Source organism: Candidatus Nitrospira nitrificans (assembly GCF_001458775.1).
Lineage (GTDB): Bacteria > Nitrospirota > Nitrospiria > Nitrospirales > Nitrospiraceae > Nitrospira_D > Nitrospira_D nitrificans.
Window position 1 is genome coordinate 1 of record NZ_CZPZ01000019.1, and the last position, 26,853, is coordinate 26,853.

A 26,853-nucleotide genomic window follows, 5' to 3' on the forward strand; every position below is an offset into this window, starting at 1 on the left:
CCCTTGGACCGCCAAATCGTCTTGAACTGACCGTTCTTCAGAATTTCGCCGATCAGCACCGGCTTGTGCGTATGCTGATTGGCCTCATCCATCATGATCTGCCCGCCCGGCGCCAGGAACTTTTGCCCGTAGACCGCCTTGCGCACCTTGTCCACCTCGATCGATCCCGCTTTTTCCACGGCTTGCTTCCACACGTAGACGCCGAAGTACGCGGCTTCGATGGGGTCGTCGGTGACCCGATTCTCCCCATCGGGCAGGTTGTTCTTCTTGCAATACGCCTTGAAGTTCGCCACGAACTTCTTGTTTTGCGGCGTGTCCACGCTTTGGTAATAATTCCAGGCCGCCAAGTGCCCGACCAGCGCGCTCGTGTCCATGCCGCGCAACTCATCCTCCGCCACGCTGAACGCCATGATCGGCGCGTCTTCGGCGCGCAACCCTTGATTGCCGAACTCTTTATAGAACGGCACGTTGCTGTCCCCGTTGATGGTGCTGATGACGGCCGCGCCCCCCCCGGCGGCGAACTTCTTGATCGTGCCGCAAATGGTTTGATAGTCCTGGTGATGAAACGGCGTGTATTCTTCGCCGATGTTGGCCGCCGGCACGCCCTTCGCCAATAACATGGCCCGCAAGATCTTGTTGGTCGTGCGCGGATAAACGTAGTCGGTCCCGAGCAGATAAAACTTCTTGTAGCCCCCGCCCTCGGGGCTCATCAAATATTCCACCGCCGGGGCCGCCTGTTGATTGACCGCCGCGCCGGTATAGAACACGTTGCGCGAGCACTCTTCGCCTTCGTACTGGACGGGATAGAAGAGCAACCCGTTGTTCTTTTCAAACACCGGCAACACGGATTTGCGGCTGACCGACGTCCAGCAGCCGAACACCACCGACACTTTGTCTTCCAACAGCAGCTGCTTGGCTTTTTCGGCGAAGAGGTCCCAGTTCGACGCGGGATCGACGACTTTCGCCTCCACCGGTCGGCCCATCACCCCCCCCCGCCTTGTTGATCTCCTCCACGGCCATCAGCACCACATCCCGCAACGACACTTCGCTGATCGCCATGGTCCCGCTCAACGAATGCAACACGCCGATCTTGATCGGCGGGCCGCCCGCCGCATACGACAGGGCGTACTGGCCCAAATTGCCCACGAGCGCCGCCACGCCGACGCCCGCCGCCACGCGCCCGCTCTGCCCGAGAAACTCCCGCCGTGAGGACCCCGGCGCGTCGGTCGCCACGCCCGTGTCCGTGCCTGCTGGTGCTGCCTGTGGGGTCTTCGTGTTCATCGTATCTCACTCCTTCGTTAGTCTGCCGTGAGTTGCCTACTGCCGGTTGAGACGCTTGTCCATCTCTAATGAGTCGATAGCCTTCCTTGTGCCTGTTTCTTCATCGAATGCGGCGCGAATCATTCTGCCCATGTTGTGGTGTCCGGTATCGCACAATAGACGGTGGAGACCTATCAGGGAAATCCTGAAAGAACGGCGGGAGATCCCTGAGAGGGATCCTCGAGCGTACTGAAAGAACGTGAAAGCAGATGAATCGGCGAAGAACTAGGAGTAGGGCTGGATCATTCCGACACGCATCGCGAAACGGACGAGCCCGGGCACATCGTGAATGTCGAGCCGTTCCATCAATTGGCTGCGGTGGGTTTCGACGGTTTTCACACTCAAGTTCAAGCGTTGGGCGATATCTTTCGTCGTTTGCCCTTCCGCGACGAGCTGGAGGATTTCGCGCTGGCGCATGCTCAGTTTGGCCAACGGATCTGCCGGCCCTTCAGATTTCTCGCGGTAGGCTTCGATGGCATACTTCACGACCGCCGGGGTCAGATACTTCTCCCCCTTGGCGACCGTCTTGAGGGCCAACTCAAGTTCAGCCAATTCCGCGCCTTTCAAGAGATAGCCTGAAGCGCCTACCTGCAACGCTTGCCGGAGGTATTCTTCATTGGCGTACATCGACAGCAGAATGACCCGCGTAGTCGACGATTCCTTGACGATCCGGGCAGTCGCATCGAGTCCGTTCAATCCGGGCATCGCAATATCCATCAGGACGAGATCGGGAGCCTCCGTTTGCACGGACTTGATGGCTTCCCACCCATCACCGACATCCGCGACAACTTCGATCCCTTCGATTTTCTGCAGGAGGGCCCGCATGCCCGCCCTGACCAACGCATGATCTTCTACAAGAAGAAGCCGGAGATGACTCATGGCGATGCCACCTCAACCGTCGCGTGCGGCTTGGTCTGCTCGTGCTCTGTGAGCGGAAAGCACAACTCAAGCCTGGTTCCTTCGCCCGGCACTGAGGAAATGATGAAGCTGCCGCCGGCCAGGCGCACACGCTCTTCCAGGCCGAGCAATCCGATGCTTTCTCCGCCCAGTGCGCGCTGTTTTGCCAACATGACGTCGAATCCGACACCGTCGTCTCGGATGATAAGCGTGATATCCTGGTCCTGCCGGCACAATGTCAGATCGACCGTTTTCGCCTTCGCATACTTCGCGATATTGGTCAGGGCTTCCTGCACGACCCGAAAGCAGCCGACCTCGATAGGAGTCGGGATGCGTTCGATTCTCTCGAGAGAGAGTGACAGGATCCACCCGTTCCGCTCTGCCTGCCGATTCACATACCACCGGAGCGCCGGGACGAGACCCAAATCGTCGAGAAGAGACGGCCGGAGATCCAACGCCAGGCTCCGCACTTGAGTCAGCAGGCGATCCACCAGCTCCAGGCTATCCGTCAGAGAGTCGAAACGGGCCTCCCCGACCTCGCCGTGCTGGATGTCTTGCAAGTCGATCTTCAATGCCGTCAACAACTGCCCCACTTCGTCGTGCAGATCGCGCGCGAGCCGACTCCGCTCCTCTTCCTGGACTTGCATCAATCGCTTCGAAAGTATCCGCAGGGAATGGTTGGCGGCGCTCAATTCGGCGGTTCGTTCTTGAACCTTTATTTCCAGCGCTTCATGCGCCTGTTGCAAGAGCGTCTCCCCTCGCTTCCGTTCGCTGATGTCGCGGATGACTTTCGATACCCCCACGAACTGACCGACCGCGTCTTTGAGCGGCGAGAGTGTCACCGACACATCGATGCATCGGCCGTCCTTGGTCAAGCGTACGGCATCATAGGCTTGAATGTCATACATTCCCCGCACCGTGGCCAGCTCCCAGGCTCTGTCCCGGTAGAGATGAGCCGGAATAATCGTGAGGATCGAACGGCCGATCATCTCGTTGGCGGTATACCCGAAGATACGCTCCGCCCCGGCGTTCCACGACGTCACGAATCCGTCGGGGGTCACGCTCAAAATGGCATCGCTGCTGCTCTCCACGATCGCGCCCAGCCGTCTGGTGGCATCGTCGAGTTTCGCCTTTCTCCCCCGCACCACGAGCCATGCCATAATCCACAGAAGGCCGATGCCCACGACGCGATTGAAGCCGGCAATGTCGACCGGAATGACCGGAGGAGACAGCGTATGCCCCATGTACGCGAGAACAGTCCCGACGGCCGCGACAAGATACGGGGCAATCGGCCACTCGATCCAGAGAGTCAAGAAGGCGCCGAAGACATCCCCGACGACCCAGACCGCATATCCCCACGGCATGAACACATCGAGAAGGAACGTCCCTGCCAGGATCAACGGAATCAGCGCTCGGGCATAGTTACTGTTCATGACAGTCCGCGATCTGATACGACATGACCGCCTGTCGTCCGACGATAGCTGAACAGCGAAGCAACAACCGCCTCTGCCGTCAGACCAGGCATGATACCCTAAAACAAGAATCAGGATCGAGCCCGGCTCGGTGGAACCACCATCTAGTTATTTTTCTGGGCCGTTTGCCGGTTCACGACCCACACGCCGGCCAGGATCAAAGCAATGCCGATCATTTCAACGAGTCCGACGGATTCTCTCAGAATCAAGGCCGATAACCCAATGGCTGCAACCGGCGTCAGATTGCCCAAGACCGAAGCCCGTGAAGGACCGATGCCTTTCACGCCGAACAACCAGGCCTGTTGCGCCACAGCCGTCGCAAAGACGACGAGGTAGCCGAGGGCCAGCCAATCAGACACCGTCACTGAAGCGACACCGGCGACCATCATCTTTTGGTCCGTCCATAGCAGCGGGATCTGAAGGACCGTGGCAACCATCAGGCTCGTCCAATTGACGGTCAGCGCCGACATCCGCTCCATGAGCGCGCGGCTGCCGATACTATAAAGTGCCCAGCTCACGACGCCGAGAAAGACCAACGCGCTCCCAAGTAGCGGGTGTTCGCCGGCCGCTTGAAAGCCGGACACGGAGACCAATCCAACCCCCGCGAACGACAGCAGCGCGCCGGCCCACACCGCGCGCAACGGCACGTCACGAATCAACATGGCCGAAAGCAGGGATGTCACGACGGGGCTCGACCCGATGATCACGCCACCGACCGCTCCACTGACATAGTTGAGCCCCATGAGAATGAGGAGATGGTTCCCCAACACACCAAGCCCGAGAAGCCCCAGCAACCCCATGTCGGCGCGGCTGATCCTGATCGCCCCGCCTTCTTTCGACCACCAGGTCGCAAGAAGGATCGCCAGTCCTCCGATGTCACGAAAAACCGAGGCCTCGACGGCGGAGAACGACCCAAGAGCCATCTTCTGCGCCACGATCGAGCCACCCCAGAGGACCGCCGCCAGCACGATCGATCCATAGGCCAACGTAGAGGAAGGCTGATTCATAGCCACTGGGATACCGTCGTTCCGCCTCGCCGTCAAGCGGTATTCCACCCACTTTCCATTTTCTTGGCGACGTGTATGTTCGTCAGTCGCCTGCGCGCGTCATTCAACATCACTCAATACCAATCGCGCCTCTTGCCCGACTATCCCACCGTCGGTGACGAGAGCGCCTAGCCTCAACCGCCAAATTGTGACTATTCTGTTTCGGCAGAAGACCGTTGCCGTGACCTAGCAGCAAAGAACTCAGCTCGATCCGGCTCTCTACTTCTTACGGCACCCTGGGTTCACCGATTTACGTTTTTGGAACCGCACGACTTCTTCTCTGTCATTTTCACGGGTCGTTATTCAGTTCTTCGGCTTACTGAGCTGTCCACGGCCCAACCGCCGCCAAAGGCCCTGGAAAGCGAGACCAAGGAGACACGAACGGCGGTCTCAGCTTTGACCCGCTCGTCGTTGATTGAAAGTTTGGTGCGCTGAGCATCCAGCACGGATAAATAATCACTCGCTCCCCTCTGATACAAGGCTTCGGAGAATCGATACGTTTTCTCTGCCGCTGTTTCGGCCTTCAATAGTTGATCGCGGCGCTCCTTCGACGAGGTATGGGCGACAAAGGCGTTTTCCACGTCTTCCATGGCGAGGAGGAATGTTTTTTCGTACTTCGCCGCGACTTGATCCAGCCGCGCGTCGGCGGCAGCGATATGAGCACGAATGCGTCCCGCATTGAATATCGGAGCCGTGAGGCCCGCACCCATCGCATACACACTCTCCACCAGAGTCGGAAATCCGCCGACGGCCAGTGCGCCGATCCCACCGCTCGCCGACAGGACCACCTTTGGGAACAAATCGGCCCGCGCTGCGCCAAGGCTGGCCGCCGCCGCACTTACTTCGGTTTGCGCGAGACGCAGATCAGGCCGTTGTAGGAGTAGGCTTGAAGGCAACATGTTCGGGATACCCGGCAGGTCGGAAGGATGGGCGGTTGCAGCAACAAGCCGGGGTTCCAGTTTCGCCGGAGATTCGCCCAGCAACACACTGAGGCGATGGATGAGCGTTGTCTCTGCTGCCTTCAATCCCGGGAGCGCACTCTCGGTGCTATGCAGTAAGGCTTCCTGCCTGGAAACGTCGGTTTCTTTCGTTACACCCGCACGATAAAAGGCCTGTAGCGCTCTGAGCCTTTCCCGCTGGATGTCGATGTTTTCGCGCAGGATCGCAGTCCGTTCCTGTGCGCCGCGTAGTTCCAGATAGTTCGTCGCCACCTGAGCGATCAATCCCACCTGTACTCCATGCCGTTCCTCTTCAGTTCCAACCGCCTGAGCACCCGTCGCCTCGGCTTCAAGATGCCTCGCACCGAACACATCGACCTCCCACCGTGCAGCAAGGCCACCGGTGCCGACATTGGCGGTGGGTACGACCAGCTGCGGCCCTTGATCACCAGGAACTGCGATGATCCGGTCAATCCGCTTTTCTCGTCCGCCAAAGGAAAAGAAATCAACACTGGGGTAGAGGGCTGATTCCGCAACAGTGACCATCGCGTTGGCCTCGCGAACGCGAGCCGTTGCAATTCTCAGATCGTGGTTAGCGACTAATGCTTGGCTGATCAACTCGTTCAGAAGTGGATCGTGAAATCCTCGCCACCATTCTTTGAGATCGGCCTGATTGGAAGTGTCTTGAACAACTGGGGCATGATTCCAATCCGTCGGAGTCGATAATAGTACCCGATCACTCACACGCGTCGGGGTACAGCCCCCTAACATGACGATCGTCAGAACGACGATTGGTATTGAAGAGCGCGTCGTCACGGCAATCGGTCCGTCAACAATTATTGAATCCCTGGGAAATAGAATGTCATTCGACCCTGCCGGCGACGCATCTGCATGAGCCTGGTTCCGTGTGACCCGAAACCAGGCTGCATACAACGCGGGCAGGAAGAACACGGTGAGTACGGTCGCGATCGTGAGTCCGCCCATGATGGCGATAGCCTGCGGTCCGAAGAAATCGTTGCGCGACAACGGAATCATCGCCAGGATAGCCGCCGCTGCAGTCAACAGGATGGGACGGAAACGCCGGACGGTCGATTCCACGATGGCGGTCCAGGTATCCCGGCCGGCCTTTTCGTCCTGCTCGATCTGATCCACGAGGATCACCGAATTGCGCATGATCATGCCGGCCAGGGCGATAATGCCGAGCAGGGCTACGAAACCGAAGGGAGCGCCGAACAGCAACAGGGCGAATGCGGACCCGATCACACCCAAAGGAGCCGTGACGAACACCAGGAACGTTCGGGACAGGTTCTGTAACTGCATCATCAGCAGAATGAGCGTGACGATCACGACCAGCGGAATCCAGATCAGGATCGACTTCTGAGCGATCCAAGCGTCTTCCTTGGCCGCGCCGGTTTCGATGAAATAGCCGGCGGGGAGACTGTCTTTGATGGGCTCGAGCTTCGGAACGATCTGCGTTGCTACATCGGGCGCCAGCATGCCGTCTACCACGTCGGCCCGCACTGAAATCGCCGGGAAGCGGTTACGACGCCAACGGACGCCATCCTCGAAAACGGTTTGGGATTTGAACAGTTGCGCCAGCGGCACCGATTGTCCGTTGGCCGTTCGCACCGCCACATCGGGCAACTCGTCGGCGGCGCCTCGCAAGTTTTTTTGCGCCCTCCAGACGATGTCGATGAGCTTGTCGTCCTCGCGGAACTGTCCGACGGGAATTCCCGTATAGTGAGCTTGCAAGGCTTGCGACAAGCTTACAGTCGAGACGCCGAGTGCACGCGCCTTGTCCTGATCGAGGACGAGACGAGACGAAGGAATGCGATCGTGCCAGTCGTCGTTCACATCCACCGCGTTGGGGTTGGCGCGCACGACCTCGGCCACCCGGTCGGCGATGGTCCGAACGATCTTGGGATCTTCACCGAACACCCTGAACACGAGCGGATAGTCCATCGGCGGCCCGACATTGAGCCGCATGACGCGACCCCGCACTTCCGGGAAATCCGTGGCGAAGGCCAGACGGATGCGTTGCATGACCCGTTCGCGGGCCACGTTGTCACGGGTCATCACGACGAATTCGGCGAGGTTGGTATTGACCAGTTGTTGCACGATCAGCAGGAAAAACCTTGGGGTGCCGCCGCCGATATATGCCGCGTAATTCACCACATCCTCGTCCTTGGCAAGCAGCGTCTCCATTTGCTTGGCAATCGCTTCGGTTTGCGCGAGGGCACTGCCCTCCGGCAGCCACAGGTCGATGATGACTTCCGGCCGATTGGACAGCGGGAAAAACTGTTCAGGGACTTGGGTCAAAGTCGCGACGCCGACGCCGAACAGCGCCACCGTGCCGATGATCACCGTCTTGCGATGTTCCACGCAACGATCCACCCAACGGCGCAGACGGTTATAAAAAGGCGTGTCAAAAAGGTCGTGGCCGGGGGTGAGCCCGTCGGCCTTAGACTTGAGCATCAGAAAGCCCAGATAGGGTGTGAAGACCACCGCACCGATCCACGACAGGAACAGCGAGATGGCCATCACCTGAAAAATCGCCACGGTGTACTCGCCGGCTTGGGATCTCGCCAAGCCCACCGGCAGGAAGCCCGCGACGGTGATCAGGGTGCCGGTCAGCATGGGGAAGGCTGTGGCGCGGTACGCAAAAGTCGCGGCGCGCATCCGATCCCACCCCTCTTCGAGTTTGCGCGCCATCATCTCGATCGCAATCATGGCGTCGTCCACCAGAAGACCCAATCCGAGAATCAAGGCGCCCAGCGAGATGCGATGGATTTCCATGTCAAAAAGCCACATGCACAGCAACGTTCCGGCCAGAACCAAGGGCACGGTAAGCGCGACGACGGAGCCGGTGCGAAATCCGAGACTCAGGAAGCTGACGAGCAGCACCGCCGCCAGCGCCTCGAAGAAAGTGCGCAGAAATTCGCCGATGGCCGTTTTGACCACGCGCGATTGATCGGCGACCCGCTCGACCTCGACGCCCAACGGGAGTTCCCCCTCGATCCGAGTCATGGCGGTTTCAAGTGCTTTGCCCAGTTCCAGCACATCTCCTTTATTGTTCATGGTGACGCCGAGGCCGATGGCTTCCTTGCCGTTGAAGCGCATCTTGAATTCCGGCGGATCGGTGTAGCCGCGCGTGACCTTGGCGAAATCGCTGACCCTGATGGTCCGGCCTTCGAGGCGTACAGCCAGGTTGGCCACGCTATCCACCGAGTCGAATGGGCCAGTCAGTCGTATGGGGAGATTGCGCTGTGAAGAAAACACCGTTCCCGCCGGCGCCATGCCATTCTGCGCCTGGAGTACTTGAGCGACCGTCGCGGCATCCAGACCCAGTTCGGCCAGCTTCTTGTCGGAAAACTCCACGTAAATCTTTTCATCCTGGGCGCCGATGAGATCGACCTTCTCGACATTCTTGACACGCAAGATTTGCTGTCGAGCCGAATCTGCCGCAGCTTTCAGCTCGGCGTAGCTGAAGCCTTCCCCGGAAAAGGCGTAGAGCAGGCTGTAGGTATCGCCGAACTCGTCATTGAAGAAAGGGCCGACGATGCCGGGCGGCAAGCTCATGCGGATGTCACCGACTTTCTTGCGCACTTGATACCAGAGATCGGGAATTTCTTTAGGCGGCGTGTCTTCACGGGGTGTGACAAAAATGACCGATTCGCCGGATTTCGAGTAGCTGCGCAAGAAGTCCAAATTCGGCAGTTCCTGGATTTTCTTTTCCAGGCGGTCGGTTACCTGTTGCTCTGTTTCCAGCGCGGTTGCCCCGGGGTAGAGGGTTTTCACAACCATCACCCGGAAAGTGAACGCCGGGTCTTCCCTTTGTCCCAGCTGGAAATAGGCGACCATTCCTCCGAGCAGCACCAGTGCCATGAAAAATCCGGTGATGGAGCGATGTTCGAGTGCCCACGCGCTCAGATTGAAGTCCTTCATGGCTGATCCTCCTTGCCTTCGGCGACCGAGCCTTGCGCGGCCGTCGCGACCTGTTCCGGCACGCGCACTGCCTGTCCCTCAGCCAGACGCTGGACTCCGGCACTGACGACCAATTGTCCGGACCGGACTCCCCCGACGACAATGCGCTCTCCGTCCAGTGCCTCGCCCAGCTGAACCGGCACGGATCTGACCGTGCCGGCCTGCTCGTCCACCAGCCACACACGCGGCCGTCCAGGCTCGTTCTGAGGGGTGAACACGGCCGAGAGCGGCACGGCGATGCGAGATGGGGTAGCCAACGGAATCCACACCGTCGCCGTCTTACCGAGCCGTGCTTCATCCTGCCCCTCAAGCAATGTCGCCTTGACGCGATAGGTGCGGCTGGCCGGGTCGGCCGCCGCCGCGATCTCGCGAATATGTGCCGTGATTTGCCTCCCGCCGTCGGCCCACAAGGTCACGCGGACTTTCTGATGGAGTTCGATCCCAGCCACTCGTTGCTCGGGGATATCGATATGAATTTCCTTCTCATCAAGCCGGGCCAGCTTGACGACCGGCTGACCGGCAGCCACCACCTGCCCGATCTCGGCTTCCAGCGCCGTCACCACGCCGTCCCGGTCCGCCAGGAGGTCGGTGTACTGCAATTGGTTGGTCGCTTGGCTCAGTTGAGCGTTCAGCGCCGCGACCCGTTCCCGCGCGGTGATGTACGCGGTTTCATGCCGGTCGAACTCGGCTGGACTAATGACACGGAGGTTCAGGAGTTCACGGTAACGTGCCAGATCATCCCGGGCGAAATCCCGTTCGGCCTGGGCGGATTTAAGCTGGGCGTTCAGCGCGTCCGTTCCAAGTTGATAATCGTTGAAATCAAGCCTCGCTAAGCGCTGACCTTTGTGCACGCGATCTCCCACCTCAACGGGGCGGTGAATCATTTTGCCCGATACCCGGAAGGCTAAGGTCGTCTCGTATCGTGCCCGTACTTCCCCGGCGAAACTCATCACGCTGTCAGTCTGATCAACGATTCGAACGACCTTCACGGGCCGTGCAATCTGCTGGGGTTGTCTGTCTTGAGGAGTACACCCAAGAAACATCATGAGCGGCAGCAGCAGGCAAGCAAGGAATTTGCCTTGCACGCTCACGATCGACGACAATGGTCCGTCTCTGTCTTCGAAGATTGAAGACCGCCAGAGGTCCGCTCGTCGTTTTGCATAAGCACACATCAGGGCCCTCTTCTCGAGCTGTAGCAATGTGGCTTGGAACCCGGTTGGTCGGGGCGCTGCCGTGATCAACTTTCTTGGTTTTGTCATGTCGTCTCTCCTCTTTGGTTTCGTGCGCAGAAAATGCAAATGGCATGAATTTGTATATGCAATTACATTTTCAAAAAAACTCACCCCAGCGGAAGTCCGAACTTGCTCGCTCCGAGACTTTTCAAAAGTGTCTCACCCTCATCCCCGATCAGCTTTCGCGCACGATCCTGCGCCTTTCGCCAAGACGGAACGATTTGATTCAGAAGATCACGACCTTTTGCTGTGACCTGCAACGGCGAGCCTCGACCGTCTTCTCCATCTATAAGCTCTTCTATCCAACCATTGGTCAGCATTATCTTGAGATTCCTGGTCAGCGTTGATGGGTCGAGGTGAAGACGCTTCCCAATGTCGATACGTCGAACGGGGCCGACTCTGGCCACAACGACCAGGAGATTAAGTTGTGTTGCTTTCAGACCATAAGAACGTAATTCATTATCGTAGATCCCTGTGAGAACACGATTGAGTACACGTACACGACTCAACAGACACTCACATCCTATCTGTTTAAGAATATCTTTATTGTGTTTCATTTCTGGCAATTCAAGCTTCATCAAGCATAATATTGCATATGCAAATATGTAGCGTCAAGGGAAACTTTGAGCGAATTCCATCTTAGGCGGAAGCCGATGTCGATTTATGGCTACTGCGACGACTATCATGTGAACGATCATTCACCCATCCATGAGGAGGAGCCGGACATGAAATATCTCTGCCTGGTCTATGTCGAAGAAAAAGTTCTCAACAGCTTTCCGAGCAACGAACGATTGGCGATCTCCGACGAATCCATGGCCTACTGCGACAAATTGCAGAAAGCCGGCCGATTGCTCGCCGCCTCTCCGCTCCATCCGGTGGAAACGGCGACCACGGTGCGGGTCCGAGATGGCAAGACATCGACCACCGATGGACCGTTTGCCGAAACCAAAGAGCAGCTCGGCGGATTTCTTTTGATTGATGTCCCCGACTTGAACGACGCCATCCGCGTAGCGGCGCAATTTCCGGCCGCCCGCTTCGGCAGCGTGGAAGTCCGACCCATGAAAGAGCATGGCTGCGCATAACTGAAGCCGTCATGAACGATACGACAAAATAATCGGCACGGCATCGCGTCTCCTTCATTCTTGGATTCCCTTCATGGCACGTGCGCCTTGGTGATCGCGGCAGTCGGTCAATAGCCCTGCAAATCCTGAACTGGCTCTTTCGGTGCGGTGAACCATCCCACGCGCTTGCAGCGCACGTCTAAAGCGGTAATTTGTTTCTCGCGATGGTACACTTGAAGTCCGGTGAGAACCTGATCCGCCGGGCAACTCACCCAGTAATCCCATCCGCTTGCGGAGGTCGGATCGTTTGCCAGAATCGTGTCTTTGGGGCAATGCGGCTGAACGAGCGTCGGCTGTTCCTCGGGTTTGAGATCTTTCGGAGTGACGTCGCCGCTGGCGGACACGATGGCGGGGAGAATCCTGATTCCCTTGAGTTCACCGGCATCGACCCCGCCTCCGATGGGCCCTCCGTACTGGCAGACGCGAACCGAGCGGATGAATCCTCCCTTTAGGTCGAGTTCGCCTATCGAGACGTCCTTCCCTTTTAAGAACTTTTTTTCAGGCTTCACGTTGCACTTGGCAAGTTGGAATTCGCCTACCTTCCGTCCCGCGAAGAGATGATCCTTGTAACGCGGATCAACCATCCGTCCCCAGAGTGAGAGGTAGCATGGCTGATCGTCTTCCTCACGGATGCCGATACCATCGACCGCGTAGTAGCTCGCCGGATTAGGTAAATCGACGTTCTTCCCCACTTCGACCGACACGTTATCGATCGCGGCTCCCCCGGAATATGAAGCTGGACCGGCGGATTCACGATCTGGTTCGACGACACTGAAGGTCTGAAGCAGACCGTTCCCGACCGTTGCCGTGATATCGGTCCCGGCTTTCGCCCAAAAGCCATCGGTCAGCGCAACACTGTGTTGATGGCCATATTTTTTCATAATAAACGGGTCTAAAGTCTGGTTAAGCGTCAATTCAGATTCTCCGTATACATGGGGCGCCGTTATGGCAAGTAGGGCCGCCATAATCGCGCATGACGTTATTCCCTTCATGTCACGCTCCCTTCTTGCTTGTGGCCGCCGACAATAATCAGCGATGCCCGGTCGATTGTTGTGACTTGGCTTTCTGTTCCATTCGCGCAAGCTTCGCCTGCAACGTTTCGATGGTCTTATTCTGCAGGATCAGGTAGAGCGTGAGCTCTTCCACCTTCAGCAGCAGTTGTGATTGCATGTGGCCGAGACTGACACCGGTTTTTTCCACTTCGGCTGCGCTCGGGATTTCCGGCAAGTGATGATTGGCGCGAATAAATTCTTCAACTTCATTCAGACTTTTCAGCGGATAATCCTTGGCAAAGGCATAGTCCGCCCAGTCCTTGATCAGCTTGATGCGGACTTCTTCAGCCAGGATCTTGCCGCCTACCATCAACGTGTAGTCGTCCGGACGAGGCATCTGATCGATGTTGACCATGCCGATGACGGCTCTTCGATGGACTGCGAAGTCCAGATCAAGAGGCAAAATACCCGCCTTACTCCTGGCGCCGCCGGCGTAGGCTCGTCTCGTGTCCACTTCAAATTTCGGACTCGTGTTATCCTGGAAAACACTATTCGCGCTGAACAAGCGGTCATCAACATCCTTTGACATGGCGAGAGGCCTGGTCACCTCCATCATGGCCCTTGGGTCATCTCCTCGCCGAGGTTCTTCGCCGACAGCTACATTGCCTGGCCTCCAAATAGCGCCCTTAGGGTTTGCTGCGCCGTTCCATTGTTGCGCGTGAACGATGGTGTCGACGAGACTCAGCATCCCGAGGGCGCAGATGAATACACCGATGTGTTTGACGAGTATCATGTGGTCCTCCATGTGTGAGAATGACGTGCGCACCCAAGTTGGATCCTAGCTTAGATGGGCAGTTGGATCGTTGCTTGCCGGCTGGTCGGACTCATTCACTCAGCGATATGATTCCGGCAGACGTGACTATATTACCTTTGAGTCGAGCAAGGAGCTTGCCAGAAAAAGACAAGACCCAATTGAGCGAAAACCGTGAGGACGCGGCAAAGAATGACGGAGTTTCTAGAAGGATTGCGTATCATATTCGATACCATGGCTTGAAGGAAAAGATACAAGCCCCGGTGAAGGCTTGCGCTCCTGTGTCGACTTCCTAGAAGATCATTCTGACGGCATCTCGGCAATGAGCGAAAAGACGCCTACACAATTACGCGAGATGGTGGATGCAGTCTACCGCACCGAGTCGCGCCACGTGCTCGCCACGTTGATTCGCCTGCTGGGGGATTTCGACGCGGCCGAGGAAGCTCTGCACGAAGCATTTGCCGCGGCGATGGAGCAATGGCCTCGGGACGGCGCACCGGCCAATCCCCGAGCCTGGCTCGTCTCCACCGGCCGTTTCAAGGCTATCGACGGCATGAGGCGACGCGCCCGTTACAACGCGTCGTTGGGAGAGCTCGCCAAGCAGATCGAACTTGCGACGGATGATTCCACCGACCAGGAGGACGAACATATCGAGGACGATCGTCTTCGGCTGATCTTCACTTGCTGCCACCCGGCTCTCTCAGCGGAAGCCCGAGTGCCGATGACCCTTCGAGAAGTCTGCAATCTCACCACCGAGGAGATCGCGCGCGCGTTTCTCACCAAGCCGGCCACGATTGCGCAACGGATCGTACGCGCGAAAGCGAAGATCCGCGATGCTCGCATCCCGTACGAAGTGCCGCCTCCGGCCGAGCTGCCGGACCGATTGGATACGGTGCTCCACGTGGTCTATCTCGTGTTCAACGAGGGCTACTCGGCGTCGTTCGGCGCCGCGCTTACCAGAGCCGATCTTTCCGGCGAAGCGATTCGCCTCGGCCGACTCCTCCTCCGGCTGTTGCCGGAACCGGAGGTCATGGGTCTCCTTGCCTTGATGTTGTTGCATGAATCGCGGCGCGCCGCGCGCGCGTCCGAAACGGGGGACCTCGTGTTGCTGGAACATCAAGATCGCGCCCTATGGAATCGAGACTACATCGGCGAAGGTGTGGAATTGATCGAACGAGCGCTGGCCTCACGGCGATTCGGCCCCTACACATTGCAGGCGGCGATCGCCGCCGTGCATGCCGAAGCCGACAGTTCGGCTGAAACCGATTGGGCCCAGATCGTGGCGTTGTACGATGTGCTCCTGCGTGTCGATCCATCGCCGATCATCGCGCTCAACCGGGCCGTGGCCGTTGCCATGCGTGACGGACCAGCCGAGGGATTGGAGTTGGTCGATGAGCTGCTGAAAAGTGGCGAGCTGGCCGACTATCACCTGGCGCACGCGGCACGAGCGGACTTTTGCCGGCGGTTGGGTAAAACGTCGGAGGCTCGTGTCTCCTATGAGCGTGCGTTGACCCTCACGAAGCAAGAACCGGAGCGACGGTTTTTGCAAATGCGACTCGCCGAGCTGTAGCTCCGAACCGAATCTCGGACATCAGCAAGGAAATTCCACAGCGGGATCGCAGAAAAGCGGACCGATCGTCTGTGGTCGCATGAATCGACCCGACGGATTCCCTGCCCCCAAGGGACTGATGAGCGGAGGCCCGCCCAACATTCCCGGCAAACCGCGGCCGGCGAAACCCGTCGTACTGCCGCGCGAAGCGAAATTGGGCGCCACGCGGTTGGTGGTCGCCGGTGTAATTATTTCAGCCGAGATGCCGCCTGTGTGCGGCGCGCCCATCGGCGGGACCGGAGAAATCACGGCTGGAACTTGCTGCGACTGCTGGATGGGAAGTCCCTCAGGAGCGAGCTGGGCCGATCCGATCGACTGTCCGCCGAGCAAGCTGAAACAGATTGCGGCAAACATTGGCCCTAATAACTGTGGAATAGGTGGTCGTGTCGGAGGAGTGGGTGACGGCCGTGGATCCGGAACCGGCGGTGGCGGAAAAGGACTGGGATCCGGCGGAATGGGGCCGGGATCAGGATTCGGATTCGGACCTGGACGCTCACTATTGTATCTGGTCTTCACAGCGATATCTAAGCATGATCATGGTTAAGCGAGGCCTGGCTGATCCCCTAGCTGATCGGACCCTGGGAAACGAAAGCGAGGCGCCAGGTCGGTCTCGGATCTGGTAACATGACCCCTCGAGCCTGCCCGTCACCAACTCCATTGGATTGAGGGACAGATCGGACTCTTCATGGAGAGTCCTTACCTTATTGGGAGGCGCTTCAGCGTCTGAGTCGTGAAGAGAAATAATTGGGTTGGATCAGTTCTCCTGCTCGCGTTGGTCATTCTTATCGGCATCGGCTTGGCCGCGTGGAAATACCGATCCATCCAGGGCGATCAGGCAACCTCGGCCGATCAGCCCGAGCCGATGGAGTCCGTGACCCTCGCCGTCGCGCGAGCCATCGACCACCGACAGACCACCACTTCGATCGGCACGGTTCTCGCCCTCCGTTCCATTACGCTGAAGAACGAGCTGGCGGGAACAGTCCGCGACGTCCGCCTCACTCCCGGACAAATCGTCGAAGCGGGGACATTGTTGGTCGCGCTCGACGTCTCGGTCGAAGAGGCTGAGCTTCGTGCACAGGAGGCGCAGGTCGCGCTCGCCAAGACAGTCCTCAATCGCAGGCAACACCTCAGCCAGGAATTCGCGACGACGCAGGAAGAAGTGGATCGGGCGCGCGCAGACCTGGCTGTGGCACAGGCCCAGATTGCCCGTACCAGGGCCATCATTGCCAAGAAGACGATCCGGGCCCCCTTCCGCGCGAGAGTGGGCCTCGCGGATGTCCATCCCGGGCAGTATCTTGACGAGGGAACACTTTTGACGACATTGCAAGGTGTCGGTGACGCGGTGCATGTCGATTTCACCGTGGCGCAGCAGGTGGCGGCGGGCTTACGGGTCGGCGAATCCGTCGAAATTCTCGCGGCCGGTGATTCTCCGGCTGTCACAGCGAAGATCATCGCCCTCGACGCGCGCGTTGATCCGGCCACTCGGAATGCCATGGTACGCGCCAGGATCGAAGGTACCCGCCACATCCCGGCGCCGGGCGCGTCGGTGCGCGTTCGAGTTCCGGTCGGTCTCACCCAGAACGTCGTGGCGATTCCAGTGAGCGCGTTGCGCAAGGGACCGGGAGGCGACCAGGTGTTTATCGTCGCGCCAAGCGACGATGGCCGCACAAGAGTCCATACTCGCCCAGTCGAAATCGGACCCATGATCGGCGACGAGATCGTCATCTATTCCGGACTGGCGGCCGGCGAGCGCATCGCCGCGCTGGGCTCTTTTAAACTCCGCGACGGGATCCTCGTCGCGATCGCGGACGCCCCCGAGGTGACGTCAAACGGGAATCGCGGGGCCGGGAAGCCGTAAACGAATCATCATGCCGCAGGACACCACTCGCGCATCATTCACCGACCTGTTCATCAAGCATCCCGTATTGGCCGTCGTCGTCAACCTCATGATTCTGCTCGCCGGCTGGCGAGCGATGACGACGCTGCCGGTGCAACAGTACCCAAAGATTGAGAACTCCTTGGTGGTGATCACGACTCTCTATTACGGAGCCAGCGCCGAAACAGTCCGGGGGTTCCTCAGTACGCCGATTGAACGGGTGGTGTCCGCCGTCAGCGGCGTCGATTATGTCGAATCGACCAGTCGAGCCGGAGTCAGCACCGTCACGGTGCACTTGAAGTTGAATCATAGCAGCACAGCGGCATTGGCGGAGGTCACGGCGCGACTCCAACAGGTGCGGTCCGAACTGCCGCCGGAAGCCGAGCCCGCCGCCATCGACATACAGCGAGCGGACCGACCCTATGCCTCCTTCTATCTGAGCTTCAACTCTCACGCGCGGACGGTTCCGGCCGTCACGGATTGGCTGTTGCGCACCTTGCAGCCTCAGCTCTCAACGTTACCCGGTGTGCAACGGGTCACGTTCGAAGGCGAACGACAAGTCGCCATGCGCATCTGGATCGATCCCGACCGCCTAGCGTCGCTCAACCTGTCGCCCGGCGATGTGCAGGGCGCCCTTCGGCGGAATAATTATTTGGCCGCCGTCGGGCGCACAAAGGGCAATCTCGTCCAGGTCAACCTGCTCGCCAACACCGACCTCCGCTCGACCGGTGAATTCGAGGAGCTGATCGTGGCCGACCGAGGCGGCGCCATCGTCAGGCTCAAGGATGTGGCGCGGATCGAACGGGGAGCCGAAGAAGCGACCATGATCGCGAAATACGATCAGACGGAAGGCGTCTATCTCGGAATTTGGCCGGTGCCCGGCGTGAACGAGATCGAAGTCCGTCATCGACTCGACGACGAAATCGAGCATATTCAGCAGGCGCTCCCGCCCGACATCAAGATGCAACTCGTCTGGGATGGGACCATGTTTATCCGCAACGCGCTGACTGAAATCACCAAGACCCTGTCGGAAACCATCCTCATCGTGGCCGTGGTGGTGTTCATCTTCATGGGTTCCGTTCGGACAGCCCTCGTCCCGCTCGTCGCCATCCCCGTATCGTTGATCGGGACGGCGCTCTTCATGGTCGCGTTCGGCTTCAGCCTCAATCTCCTGACCCTCCTCGCCGTCGTGCTGTCGGTCGGATTAGTCGTGGATGATGCCATCGTGGTCGTCGAGAATGTCGAGCGGCACGTGCGGATGGGGCGATCTCGCATCGAGGCCGCACGCGCCGCCGCGCGGGAGCTGCTCGGTCCGATCATTGCGATGACCATCACGCTCGCCACCGTCTATGCCCCCATCGGCTTCCAGGGCGGGTTGACGGGTTCCTTGTTCTTGGAGTTCGCCATCACGCTGGCCGTCGCCGTGGTCTTGTCCGGGATCGTGGCGATCACCCTGTCGCCGGTGATGAGTTCCCGATTCGTCCATCCACGGGGGAAGGAGGGTCGGTTGACCGCCTTCGTCAACCGACGGTTCGAAGAAGCGCGCCGGGTCTACGCCTGGTCGCTCGAACGCGCGCTCGAGATGCGTTGGGGCATTGTGGCCGCGGCGCTGCTGATCATGATTGCCGCCTGGCCCTTGTACATGTTTTCACGTCATGAACTCGCTCCCGTGGAGGATCAGAACCACATCAGCCTTTTCTTCGAAGCCTCGCCGGACTCTACCGTCACCGCCACCAACCGGCAACACGTCCAGGTCGTCAACGCGATCACGGCCATTCCCGAAACAGATTACACGTGGTCGCTCACGACGGCATGGGGCGGATTCGGCGGTGTGGTGGCAAAGGATTGGCATGACCGCTCGCGATCGACCGAGGAGATGTACGACGATGTGTTCGGCGCGGTCTCCCGCGTGCCGGGCCTCCGGGTGTTCCCGAGACTAGACCCGCCGCTTCCCACGCCCGGTCAGTACGACGTGGAGTTGATCTTGCAGAGCAATGCGCCTGCCGAACAGATGTTTGAAGTCGTCGGCTCCGTCCTGGGCGCAGGCCGGCAAAGCGGCAAGTTTTTGTATGTGGACACCGACCTCAAGATCGATCTTCCTCAAGCCCGAGTCGTGCTCGATCGTGAGCGGCTCGCCGACTTGGGATTCGATCTAGCCGGCGTCGGCCGTGAACTGGGCACGATGCTCGGAGGCGGGTACGTCAACCGGTTCAACTATTTCGACCGCAGCTACAAGGTCATTCCTCAACTCGGCGACAAGGATCGTGCGACGGTCGACCCCCTGCTCGATCTAAAAATCAAGACGCCGGGCGGCCGGTTGGTGCCGGTGTCGACCTTCACCCATATCGAGACGAGCACCGCGCCGCGAACGTTGAACCGTTTCCAGCAGCGCAATGCCGTCCGCATCTTCGGGGGCCTGAAACCCGGTTTCACAAAGGAAGAAGGGCTCCTCGTCCTTGAAACAGCCGCCGCCCCGATCGGCCCGCGCGTCGCTCTCGACTATGCCGGCGAGTCACGGCAGCTCCGACAGGAAGGAGCGGCGCTCACGGTCACGCTCGGGTTCGCCGTGGTTTTGATCTATCTGGTGTTGGCCGCCCAGTTCAAGAGCTTCCGCGATCCCTTGATCGTTCTGCTGGGTTCGGTTCCGCTCGCGATGTCCGGTGCATTGGTCGTGAGCTTTCTGGACCTCACGACGATCAATATCTATTCGCAAGTCGGCCTGATCACGCTCGTGGGACTGATCGCGAAGAACGGCATCCTCATCGTGGAATTCGCCAATCAACTCCAGACGCGCGGGCATGCGCGATCGGCCGCCATACGCGAGGCTTCATTGACCAGGCTCCGCCCGGTGCTGATGACCTCGGCCGCCACCGTCTTCGGGCATCTCCCGCTGGTTCTGGCGACAGGCCCAGGAGCGGCCGCCCGCAACAGCATCGGCATGGTGTTGGTGACCGGGATGACGGTCGGGACGATCTTCACGCTGTTCGTCGTCCCCGTGTTTTATTCACTGATCGCCGCGCAACATCGATCGCCGGAGCCACGCGCAACGCCGCATGAAGTCAAGCCAGAGGAGCCGACCTTGGCCGGAGTGAGGGCGTAAACTATGTTGAAACTAAAGGACAGACAAGGTCAGGATGAAAGGAACCGACGATGGACCACAGATTGTCACGCAAGTCTTTCGGCGCGTTATTGGCTCTCGTTCTCTCTTTCACCGGCTGCGCCGAGTTGACTTATCAACGGATGAACGACCCTTCGCGGGACGCATGGCAGAAGCCCCAAGGAGTGGTCGAAAAACTTTCCATTACGCCTGGAGCGAGGATAGCGGACTTGGGCGCGGGAGGAGGCTACTTTACCTGGCACCTATCCAAGGCGACCGGCTCGAGGGGAACGGTCTATGCGGTTGATATCGAGGAGAGCGCGATTAACGTGATCTTCAAGGAGATGGTCTCCAGAGGAACCCCCAATGTCCGGCCGGTCCGCGCCGAATCACACGATCCAAGACTTCCAGAGCCCGTCGACCTGGTCTTCAGTTGCAATGTCTATCACGACCTACAAGATCGAATAGACTATTTTCGCTCCCTCGCCTCCTCGCTACGGCCCGGCGGTCGCGTCGCGATTCTCGATTATCATCCTCGTGGGTTCTTGTCCGGCATGTTCGGTCACAGGATCGCGAAAGAAGAGGTCCGACGCGAAATGGAGGCCGCCGGGTATCTGCTGATAAATGATCACGATCTCATCGATCGCCAGCACTTCCAGATTTTCTCGAAACCTGAGCGGTGAGAACCCGAGCGGTGTCGAGGTCACTCCCATTGCATGGCGCATTCATTTTAAGACTGTGTTAAGTCTCGTTCGGCGATTCACCTTCTCTGCCTTCTCTGAGGTCAATCAGCTCAAACGCGGTGACGATATCCGTACGATGCTCCAGGCCATCCTCTTGTTTCATTCGAGCGAGAAACTTGGCGGCGATATCGTTCCATCCGAACTTGCGCGCAAATTCGTTCCAGATCCGCAGCTGCATCTTGCTCGGCCGTAAACCCCTCTGAAAGCACCATTCTGCAACCTCGTCGTCGCTGCCGCCTTGCCGAACGCGTTCATACACGTCGGCATGTTCGACGCCGAGGAAACCGCATAAGTGTCCATCCAATCCTGCGCGCAATCCGAAGTTGGGATGATATTCTTCCGGCAGCTGTCCGGCTTGATGAAGCCGAATTTTATCGAGCATCCTCGAGAAATGGTACAACCCGCTTCCCTTCTGAAAGGGACTTCGAAGACCATTGACTTGCATGCTGGACCTCCGCTGTATGCCGTTCGGTCGGCCAGGATAACCTTCATCCATCGATTCGATCAACGGCTAACGTTCCCGCGGAGGCTGGAGATAGTCGCTACGGAGAGACCCCTCGTCGGCTGATTGCCGCAAAGGGCATGGAGGATTGGGTATGGGGAGAGACTTGAAGCTTCAGCTTCCAAATCAAAATGACAAAACCGGATACGACACGTAGTTTTTTATATTGAACCTCGTAATAATACCTGCCATTGCTCGGATGCCGATCTTTACCTGGCTTTTGCCAAGCTTCGAGTCCCCACTCTTCCCGCTGACGCTCGGTTTGTCCTCATGCCCCGTCATCTAGCGGGAAGCATCACGTATAACCCGATCACAATGAGTGGCCCTACGACATACGCGGCCCGTTTCCCAAAACTGTCATAGACACCATAGATCAGGATGGCACCGATGAACGTGAAGTAGATTGACCCAATCCCCCGATAGGTTGCACTGACCTCTTCCGCTAAAGCGAGCGTAGGCCAGGATGCCACGAGTCCGGCCGCCAGGCCTGGTATTCGAATCATCATCTTCATCTCCCTCAGGAAAGGGTGCCGGTGACGCGACTGAATGATGCGTATTGAGAATGCAATTGTGTGGAGATCTTCCCAAAGGAAGCACTATGAACCGACCTCAGCGTTAAGAAAGCGCCGGTGTCATAGTGCCTTGTGGCGGTACTCCTGTTTCTGTTCGCAATCTCAATTCTGGATTTAATGCGGGTATCCTGCTCTTTATCCGGCCCCTTCCGGTTAAATGACGCTTTTTCACTCTCCGTCGCTTACTGAAGTGATGACCTTGCTGAAACTTATAACCAGGTGACCCGTTCAGCCGGCCGGATGTAGATCGGCTCTTCGACCTGAATCCGGGCCACTTCCTTGCCCGACTTATTGAAGCCCAAGACGGTGTCGTTGTACATTTCGAACCGCTTCCCGTGGATCTGCGTTTCAAAGACTTTGGGCCCCGGGATGACATCGTAGCGGAACACAATCTGCTGACTGGCCCGCCAGAGCTGCAGCACGGCCAACAGTTCGCGACTGGGGACCAAGTATTTCTCAATGGCATTGTCCACGCCGGGCCCGAACATCTGCCGGGCATAGCCCCGCGGGGAATGCCGGGGGGGGATGTAGAAGCCATTGGGCTCGGTGCCCCATTGCGGGTACAGCGGCAAGGCGACTTGCTCTACCCGAATGGCGTAGTACAGCGGATGCCACCGATCTTCCGCCCACAAGCCGTCCTCGCCGATCCGCATCAAGCTCTGCATGCGAATCTTGCCGACACAGGCGGCCATACAGCGCGTCTCCATCGGCTCGCCGCCGGTCAGCGGATCCTTGCCCTCGATCCGGGGATAACAGGCGATACACTTCTCGCTCACCCGCGTCGTCCCGCGATACATCGGCTTCTTGTAGGGACACTGCTCGACGCACTTCTTGTAGCCCCGGCACCGGTTCTGATCGATGAGGACGATGCCGTCCTCCGGCCGCTTGTAAATGGCCTTGCGGGGGCAGGCCGCCAAGCACCCCGGATAGGTGCAGTGATTGCAAATCCGCTGGAGATAGAAGAAGAAGGTCTCGTGCTCCGGCAAGCTGCTCCCGGTCATTTTCCACGGCTCATCCCGCGAGAAGCCGGTCTTGTCGATGCCTTCGACCAACGCTCGCATCGAGGTGGCCGTGTCTTCGTAGATGTTGACGAACCGCCACTCCTGGTCCGTCGGAATGTAGCCGATGGCGGCCTGGCCCACTTTGGCCCCGGCATCAAAAATGGTCATCCCTTCAAAGACGCCGTAGGGCGCATGGTGTTTCCGCCCCACCCGAACGTTCCAGACTTGCCCCCCCGGATTCACCTGCTCGATCAACTGCGTGATCTTGACGTCGTAGAACTGGGGATACCCGCCATAGGGCTTGGTTTCCACGTTGTTCCACCACATGTATTCCTGCCCTTTGGAAAAGAGCCAGGTCGACTTATCCGCCATGCTGCAGGTCTGACAGGCTAAACAGCGATTGATGTTGAAGACAAAGGCAAACTGCCACTTCGGATGCCGTTCCTCGTAGGGATACAACATCTTGCGGCCCAGCTGCCAATTATAGACTTCCGGCATCGTGTGCTCCTTTCAGTCGCAACCGTTATTCGTTACGCGTGAATCGTGAACCGTTGGAGACCCACTCCTGCGCTTCACGGTTCACGCCTCACGGTTCACGTCTTCCTCAGACTTTAATCTTGATATGTTCGCCCTTGAGCCACTTGATCATGAACTCGTTTTCTTGCCCCGGCGTGAACCCCGTCCGGACCGGTTCCCACGGCCCACGGGCCCCGATGCCGCCGTCTTCCGCCTTGGTGATCCGGATGAGACATTCCTTCGGCACCGTATTGACCGCGTGGTGATCGATTTCAAACCCCCACTTAAACTTCAGCCCGTTTGCAGATTTACCGGGGAGCGAGTCGGTTTGATGCATCGGCATCAGCCAGCTGCGCGTAAAGGACTGCTGCGCGCCATACCGGAAGTTCGACTGATACCCGGTGTCGATCGCGATCGCGCGCCCATCCGGCCGGGTTTCATGGCCCTTGACGGACTTCGCGGTCGACACATAGGGCGCATGCTTGGCCATCGTGACGTGGTACGGATAGGCCGGATTGTACTTCGCGCGAATCATCAACCGCGCGACCTTGTAGTAGGGATCGCTGGGTTTCCACCCGCGGTAAGGCCGGTCCACCGGATTCCCGTCGATGTAGACATAGTCCCCGTCGTTGATCCCACGATCTTTGGCCGCTTGAGGATTGATATGCACCTGATGTTCGCCGACCCCCGGCGTTCGCTTGTCCATCCGGTACGGATCGCCGAAGTTGGACTCGTAAATCTGCACCCAGTCGTTCACCGACCACTGACTGTGCACGCGATGGCGCGTTTTCGGGGTCACGCAGTAGAACTGGTACCCCTTCTCCCACAAGGGATTGCTGTGGCGTTTGATTTCCTGCCACGCAAGCTTGATGTTCCTAATCATTTTGTCGTCGTGATGTTGGGCCGCAATCGGAATGCCATAGTCGTCCGGCCGAACGTAGGGGTTCGTCGTGAAGATCGCGTTCGGCAAGTAGGGCGTCGCCTCCGGACCTTCCCGATGGGAGATAAAGTTTTCGCCGTACTCGATGGCTTCCGGTTCGATACGATAGCTCTCGATGCGCCCTGATCTGGTCCACATCGGCTTCGACTCGTTGGTCTCCTCCCAGAGTGGATGTCGCGGATAGGTCCTGACCATCACCATCCAGCCCTTTTCCGACTTCAAGAGCACATCGGCACTGTAGCCGTAAAACGTGCTGGATGCGTCAAGGAGGCGTTGTGCATACACGTCCACGCGATTCTCATAGACAAAGTGGAAGACGTCTCTCATTCGTTTCTCGCCCGTGATCTCGGCGAGTTTTGCCGCCACCCCCGCAAACGTATCTGCATCGTTCCGCGTGTCGTACAGCGGCCTGATCCCACCCTTCCAAATCTGCACCCACGGATTCGACACGGTGGCCGTCATTTCCGGATAGGTGAATTCCATCCAGGAGTTCACGGCAAAGGCGATGTCGGCGTGGTTGACGTCGGACGTCATTTCGATGTCCTGGGTGATGAGACATTCGATGTTGGGGTCGACGTTCCGCACCATATCGTAATGGTGCTTGGCGTTGTTCAACAGGTTGACGTTGACGACCCAACGGAACTTGCTCGGCGTCGGCATGTGGGTCTTGCCGGTGAAGACCTTGCGTCCATACTTCGGCGTATTGACAATCAACGCGGTATCCCCGTGATTCCAGTACGCAGGCTCTTCGCCGTAATAGTAGTTCCTGTACTTGATTTCTTTCCCATGGGCATTGGCGTCCAAATTGATGTGCCAGGGATCTTCCGATAAGTGTACGCCGCCACCGACGCCAGACCAGGGCGTCGCATTCCAAATTCCCACCTTGTAATTGCCGGACCAGGTATGGCAACCGGAGCCGAACTTGCCGATATTGCCGGTCAAGGTCAGGACAAGGGCAGCCGCCCGCCCGTTCGCCGTCATATGGAAATAGTGACAGACTCCTTCGCCGTTGTGGATCGCGGCTGGTTTAATGGTGCCCGAGTCGCGCGCCCAGCGGACCAGGAGATCCTTGGGAGAGCGGGTGATCTGATGCGTGGTATCGAGATCGTAGTCTTGGAGGTGGATCAGGTACAGCTGGTAGATGGGCAGCGCGTCGATTTCGCGTCCGTTCAGCAGCTTGACTCGATAGGTACCCGTCAAGGCCGGCTCAATCCCGCTCTTATCGAAATGCCAGCCGACCTGCTCACGATGAAGCGGGACGGCCTGCTTCTTGGCCATGTCCCACACCATGAAACCGCCTAGCCGTTCGATGTATTCCGGCTTCAACGCTTGGATCCGGCCGGAATAACTGTGTGAGAAATCAGGGAATTTATAATCCTGGATCACATCCCGTGGGTCCAGATACTGGAGAGTATCCGTGCGGACCAACAGGGGCATATCCGTGAACTGCTTGAGATAGTCGATGTCCTGCATGTTCTCATCGAGAATGATTTTGCAGGCCCCGAGGAACAACGCCCCGTCCGATTGCGGGCGAAGGGGAATCCAGTAGTCGGCTCGCTGGGCCGTCGGATTGTACTCCGGAGTGATCACCGCGATGCGCGCGCCGCGCTCGATCGATTCGAGCTTCCAGTGCGCTTCCGGCATCTTGTTCTCGACGAAATTCTTGCCCCAGCTCGTGTTGAACTTCGTGAAGCGCATATCGCTCAAGTCAACGTCGCAGTTTTGCGTGCCGTTCCAAAACGGCTGTGAGGGATCTTGGTCCCCATGCCAGGTGTAATTGTTCCAATACCGACCGCCTTGCGCTTGGTCCGGCCCGACCTTGCGTATCCATGTATCCAGCAACGGCAGGACGCTGTTGTTGAAACGGGTGTTGGAGTGTTTGCCGATGAACCCGAGAATGGGCATGCCTGCCCGGTGCTTGAAGCAGCGCACTCCAGCGCCCTTCATCATTTCAATCATCTCCGGCGCATAACCCTGCTCGCGAAGGCGTCGCGCGCCGGCCTCGCCACTATACCGCGTGGCAATCACAATCATGGCCTTGGCGGCATAGGTAAAGGCCGTATCCCAGGAAACGCGAAGCATATCGTCTAAAAAACGACTGTCAAACTTATATTTGCGCTTGGCTTCGGGGGTTAACTCCGGGGATCCGTCGTCGGCCCATTGTTTCCACCCCTTCCGCATCAA

The 26,853-nt window shown here is 58.4% G+C and carries 18 protein-coding genes and 2 pseudogenes; 6 read left to right on the forward strand and 14 right to left on the reverse strand.

The genetic code is table 11. The features are described from left to right. From urtA to COMA2_RS12050, 8 genes and pseudogenes are all read right to left on the reverse strand, one after another. Positions 1-1,146: pseudogene (urtA, locus tag COMA2_RS12020) on the reverse strand (urea ABC transporter substrate-binding protein); the annotation flags it as partial. A 399-nt stretch (positions 1,147-1,545) separates the two neighbouring features. After that, entirely contained in the window at positions 1,546-2,199 is a 654-nt protein-coding gene (locus COMA2_RS12025; protein ID WP_090898348.1) for a response regulator, read from the reverse strand. Further along, positions 2,196-3,650 carry a PAS domain-containing sensor histidine kinase gene (locus COMA2_RS12030; RefSeq protein ID WP_090898351.1) on the reverse strand — a complete coding sequence of 485 codons (1,455 nt, stop codon included), beginning with the start codon at positions 3,648-3,650 and terminating at the stop codon, positions 2,196-2,198. The genes COMA2_RS12025 and COMA2_RS12030 overlap by 4 nt, the downstream gene beginning before the upstream one ends. Positions 3,651-3,793: 143 nt before the next feature. Then, the gene (locus COMA2_RS12035; RefSeq protein WP_245630994.1) at positions 3,794-4,744 is read right to left on the reverse strand and encodes a DMT family transporter; all 951 of its coding nucleotides are present in this window, start codon (positions 4,742-4,744) and stop codon (positions 3,794-3,796) included. Between the two features lie 290 nt (positions 4,745-5,034). Then, positions 5,035-6,444 carry an efflux transporter outer membrane subunit gene (locus COMA2_RS21120; RefSeq protein ID WP_175304569.1) on the reverse strand — a complete coding sequence of 470 codons (1,410 nt, stop codon included), beginning with the start codon at positions 6,442-6,444 and terminating at the stop codon, positions 5,035-5,037. A gap of 117 nt (positions 6,445-6,561) precedes the next feature. Next, positions 6,562-9,618: pseudogene (locus COMA2_RS12040) on the reverse strand (efflux RND transporter permease subunit); the annotation flags it as partial. Continuing rightward, complete coding sequence (locus tag COMA2_RS12045) at positions 9,615-10,916, reverse strand: efflux RND transporter periplasmic adaptor subunit (RefSeq protein WP_217490724.1); 1,302 nt, start codon at positions 10,914-10,916, stop codon at positions 9,615-9,617. The gene COMA2_RS12045 and the pseudogene COMA2_RS12040, both read right to left, overlap by 4 nt. 80 nt (positions 10,917-10,996) lie before the next feature. Then, positions 10,997-11,467 carry a MarR family winged helix-turn-helix transcriptional regulator gene (locus COMA2_RS12050; RefSeq protein WP_090898359.1) on the reverse strand — a complete coding sequence of 157 codons (471 nt, stop codon included), beginning with the start codon at positions 11,465-11,467 and terminating at the stop codon, positions 10,997-10,999. A gap of 147 nt (positions 11,468-11,614) precedes the next feature. On the opposite strand from COMA2_RS12050, the gene COMA2_RS12055 reads away from it, so the two are divergent. Beyond that, positions 11,615-11,971 carry a YciI family protein gene (locus COMA2_RS12055; RefSeq protein ID WP_090898395.1) on the forward strand — a complete coding sequence of 119 codons (357 nt, stop codon included), beginning with the start codon at positions 11,615-11,617 and terminating at the stop codon, positions 11,969-11,971. 107 nt (positions 11,972-12,078) lie between these two features. Here COMA2_RS12055 and COMA2_RS12060 read toward each other — a convergent pair whose 3' ends face one another. Further along, positions 12,079-13,002 carry a hypothetical protein gene (locus COMA2_RS12060; protein ID WP_139077315.1) on the reverse strand — a complete coding sequence of 308 codons (924 nt, stop codon included), beginning with the start codon at positions 13,000-13,002 and terminating at the stop codon, positions 12,079-12,081. Between the two features lie 37 nt (positions 13,003-13,039). Beyond that, positions 13,040-13,795 carry a hypothetical protein gene (locus COMA2_RS12065; protein WP_090898365.1) on the reverse strand — a complete coding sequence of 252 codons (756 nt, stop codon included), beginning with the start codon at positions 13,793-13,795 and terminating at the stop codon, positions 13,040-13,042. Positions 13,796-14,135: 340 nt separating this feature from the next. Here COMA2_RS12065 and COMA2_RS12070 point away from each other — a divergent pair, with 340 nt between their 5' ends. The 5 genes from COMA2_RS12070 to COMA2_RS12095 all read left to right on the forward strand — a co-directional run bounded on the left by COMA2_RS12070 (position 14,136) and on the right by COMA2_RS12095 (position 21,078). Continuing rightward, positions 14,136-15,383, forward strand: a complete 1,248-nt coding sequence (locus tag COMA2_RS12070) for an RNA polymerase sigma factor (protein ID WP_090898368.1) — start codon at positions 14,136-14,138, stop codon at positions 15,381-15,383. 79 nt (positions 15,384-15,462) lie between these two features. Further along, positions 15,463-15,966: a hypothetical protein gene (locus tag COMA2_RS19815; protein WP_139077317.1), complete on the forward strand. Its 504-nt coding sequence runs from the start codon at positions 15,463-15,465 to the stop codon at positions 15,964-15,966. 186 nt (positions 15,967-16,152) lie between these two features. Next, positions 16,153-17,280, forward strand: coding sequence for an efflux RND transporter periplasmic adaptor subunit (locus COMA2_RS12085; RefSeq protein ID WP_090898377.1), 1,128 nt, complete (start codon positions 16,153-16,155; stop codon positions 17,278-17,280). Between the two features lie 10 nt (positions 17,281-17,290). Beyond that, complete coding sequence (locus COMA2_RS12090) at positions 17,291-20,398, forward strand: efflux RND transporter permease subunit (RefSeq protein ID WP_090898380.1); 3,108 nt, start codon at positions 17,291-17,293, stop codon at positions 20,396-20,398. Positions 20,399-20,448: 50 nt separating this feature from the next. Further along, positions 20,449-21,078, forward strand: a complete 630-nt coding sequence (locus COMA2_RS12095; RefSeq protein WP_090898383.1) for a class I SAM-dependent methyltransferase — start codon at positions 20,449-20,451, stop codon at positions 21,076-21,078. Between the two features lie 58 nt (positions 21,079-21,136). Here COMA2_RS12095 and COMA2_RS12100 read toward each other — a convergent pair whose 3' ends face one another. The 4 genes from COMA2_RS12100 to COMA2_RS12115 form a co-directional block, all read right to left on the reverse strand. Then, positions 21,137-21,583, reverse strand: coding sequence for a DUF5069 domain-containing protein (locus COMA2_RS12100; protein WP_090898386.1), 447 nt, complete (start codon positions 21,581-21,583; stop codon positions 21,137-21,139). A 335-nt stretch (positions 21,584-21,918) separates the two neighbouring features. After that, the gene (locus tag COMA2_RS12105; protein ID WP_090898389.1) at positions 21,919-22,146 is read right to left on the reverse strand and encodes a hypothetical protein; all 228 of its coding nucleotides are present in this window, start codon (positions 22,144-22,146) and stop codon (positions 21,919-21,921) included. Positions 22,147-22,421: 275 nt separating this feature from the next. After that, on the reverse strand, positions 22,422-23,711 hold the full coding sequence (locus COMA2_RS12110; protein WP_090895909.1) for a 4Fe-4S dicluster domain-containing protein: 1,290 nt from the start codon (positions 23,709-23,711) through the stop codon (positions 22,422-22,424). A gap of 106 nt (positions 23,712-23,817) precedes the next feature. Then, on the reverse strand, positions 23,818-26,853 hold a 3,036-nt coding region (locus COMA2_RS12115; protein WP_090897821.1), incomplete at its 5' end, for a molybdopterin-dependent oxidoreductase.

Bases quoted from the DNA above. Each gene is read 5' to 3' on its own strand.
- COMA2_RS12025 (WP_090898348.1), bottom strand. From the start codon at position 2,199: ATGAGTCATCTCCGGCTTCTTCTTGTAGAAGATCATGCGTTGGTCAGG.
- COMA2_RS12030 (WP_090898351.1), bottom strand. From the start codon at position 3,650: ATGAACAGTAACTATGCCCGAGCGCTGATTCCGTTGATCCTGGCAGGG.
- COMA2_RS21120 (WP_175304569.1), bottom strand. From the start codon at position 6,444: ATGTTAGGGGGCTGTACCCCGACGCGTGTGAGTGATCGGGTACTATTA.
- COMA2_RS12045 (WP_217490724.1), bottom strand. From the start codon at position 10,916: ATGACAAAACCAAGAAAGTTGATCACGGCAGCGCCCCGACCAACCGGG.
- COMA2_RS12050 (WP_090898359.1), bottom strand. From the start codon at position 11,467: ATGAAGCTTGAATTGCCAGAAATGAAACACAATAAAGATATTCTTAAA.
- COMA2_RS12055 (WP_090898395.1), top strand. From the start codon at position 11,615: ATGAAATATCTCTGCCTGGTCTATGTCGAAGAAAAAGTTCTCAACAGC.
- COMA2_RS12060 (WP_139077315.1), bottom strand. From the start codon at position 13,002: ATGAAGGGAATAACGTCATGCGCGATTATGGCGGCCCTACTTGCCATA.
- COMA2_RS12065 (WP_090898365.1), bottom strand. From the start codon at position 13,795: ATGATACTCGTCAAACACATCGGTGTATTCATCTGCGCCCTCGGGATG.
- COMA2_RS12070 (WP_090898368.1), top strand. From the start codon at position 14,136: ATGAGCGAAAAGACGCCTACACAATTACGCGAGATGGTGGATGCAGTC.
- COMA2_RS19815 (WP_139077317.1), top strand. From the start codon at position 15,463: ATGAATCGACCCGACGGATTCCCTGCCCCCAAGGGACTGATGAGCGGA.
- COMA2_RS12090 (WP_090898380.1), top strand. From the start codon at position 17,291: ATGCCGCAGGACACCACTCGCGCATCATTCACCGACCTGTTCATCAAG.
- COMA2_RS12095 (WP_090898383.1), top strand. From the start codon at position 20,449: ATGGACCACAGATTGTCACGCAAGTCTTTCGGCGCGTTATTGGCTCTC.
- COMA2_RS12100 (WP_090898386.1), bottom strand. From the start codon at position 21,583: ATGCAAGTCAATGGTCTTCGAAGTCCCTTTCAGAAGGGAAGCGGGTTG.
- COMA2_RS12105 (WP_090898389.1), bottom strand. From the start codon at position 22,146: ATGATGATTCGAATACCAGGCCTGGCGGCCGGACTCGTGGCATCCTGG.
- COMA2_RS12110 (WP_090895909.1), bottom strand. From the start codon at position 23,711: ATGCCGGAAGTCTATAATTGGCAGCTGGGCCGCAAGATGTTGTATCCC.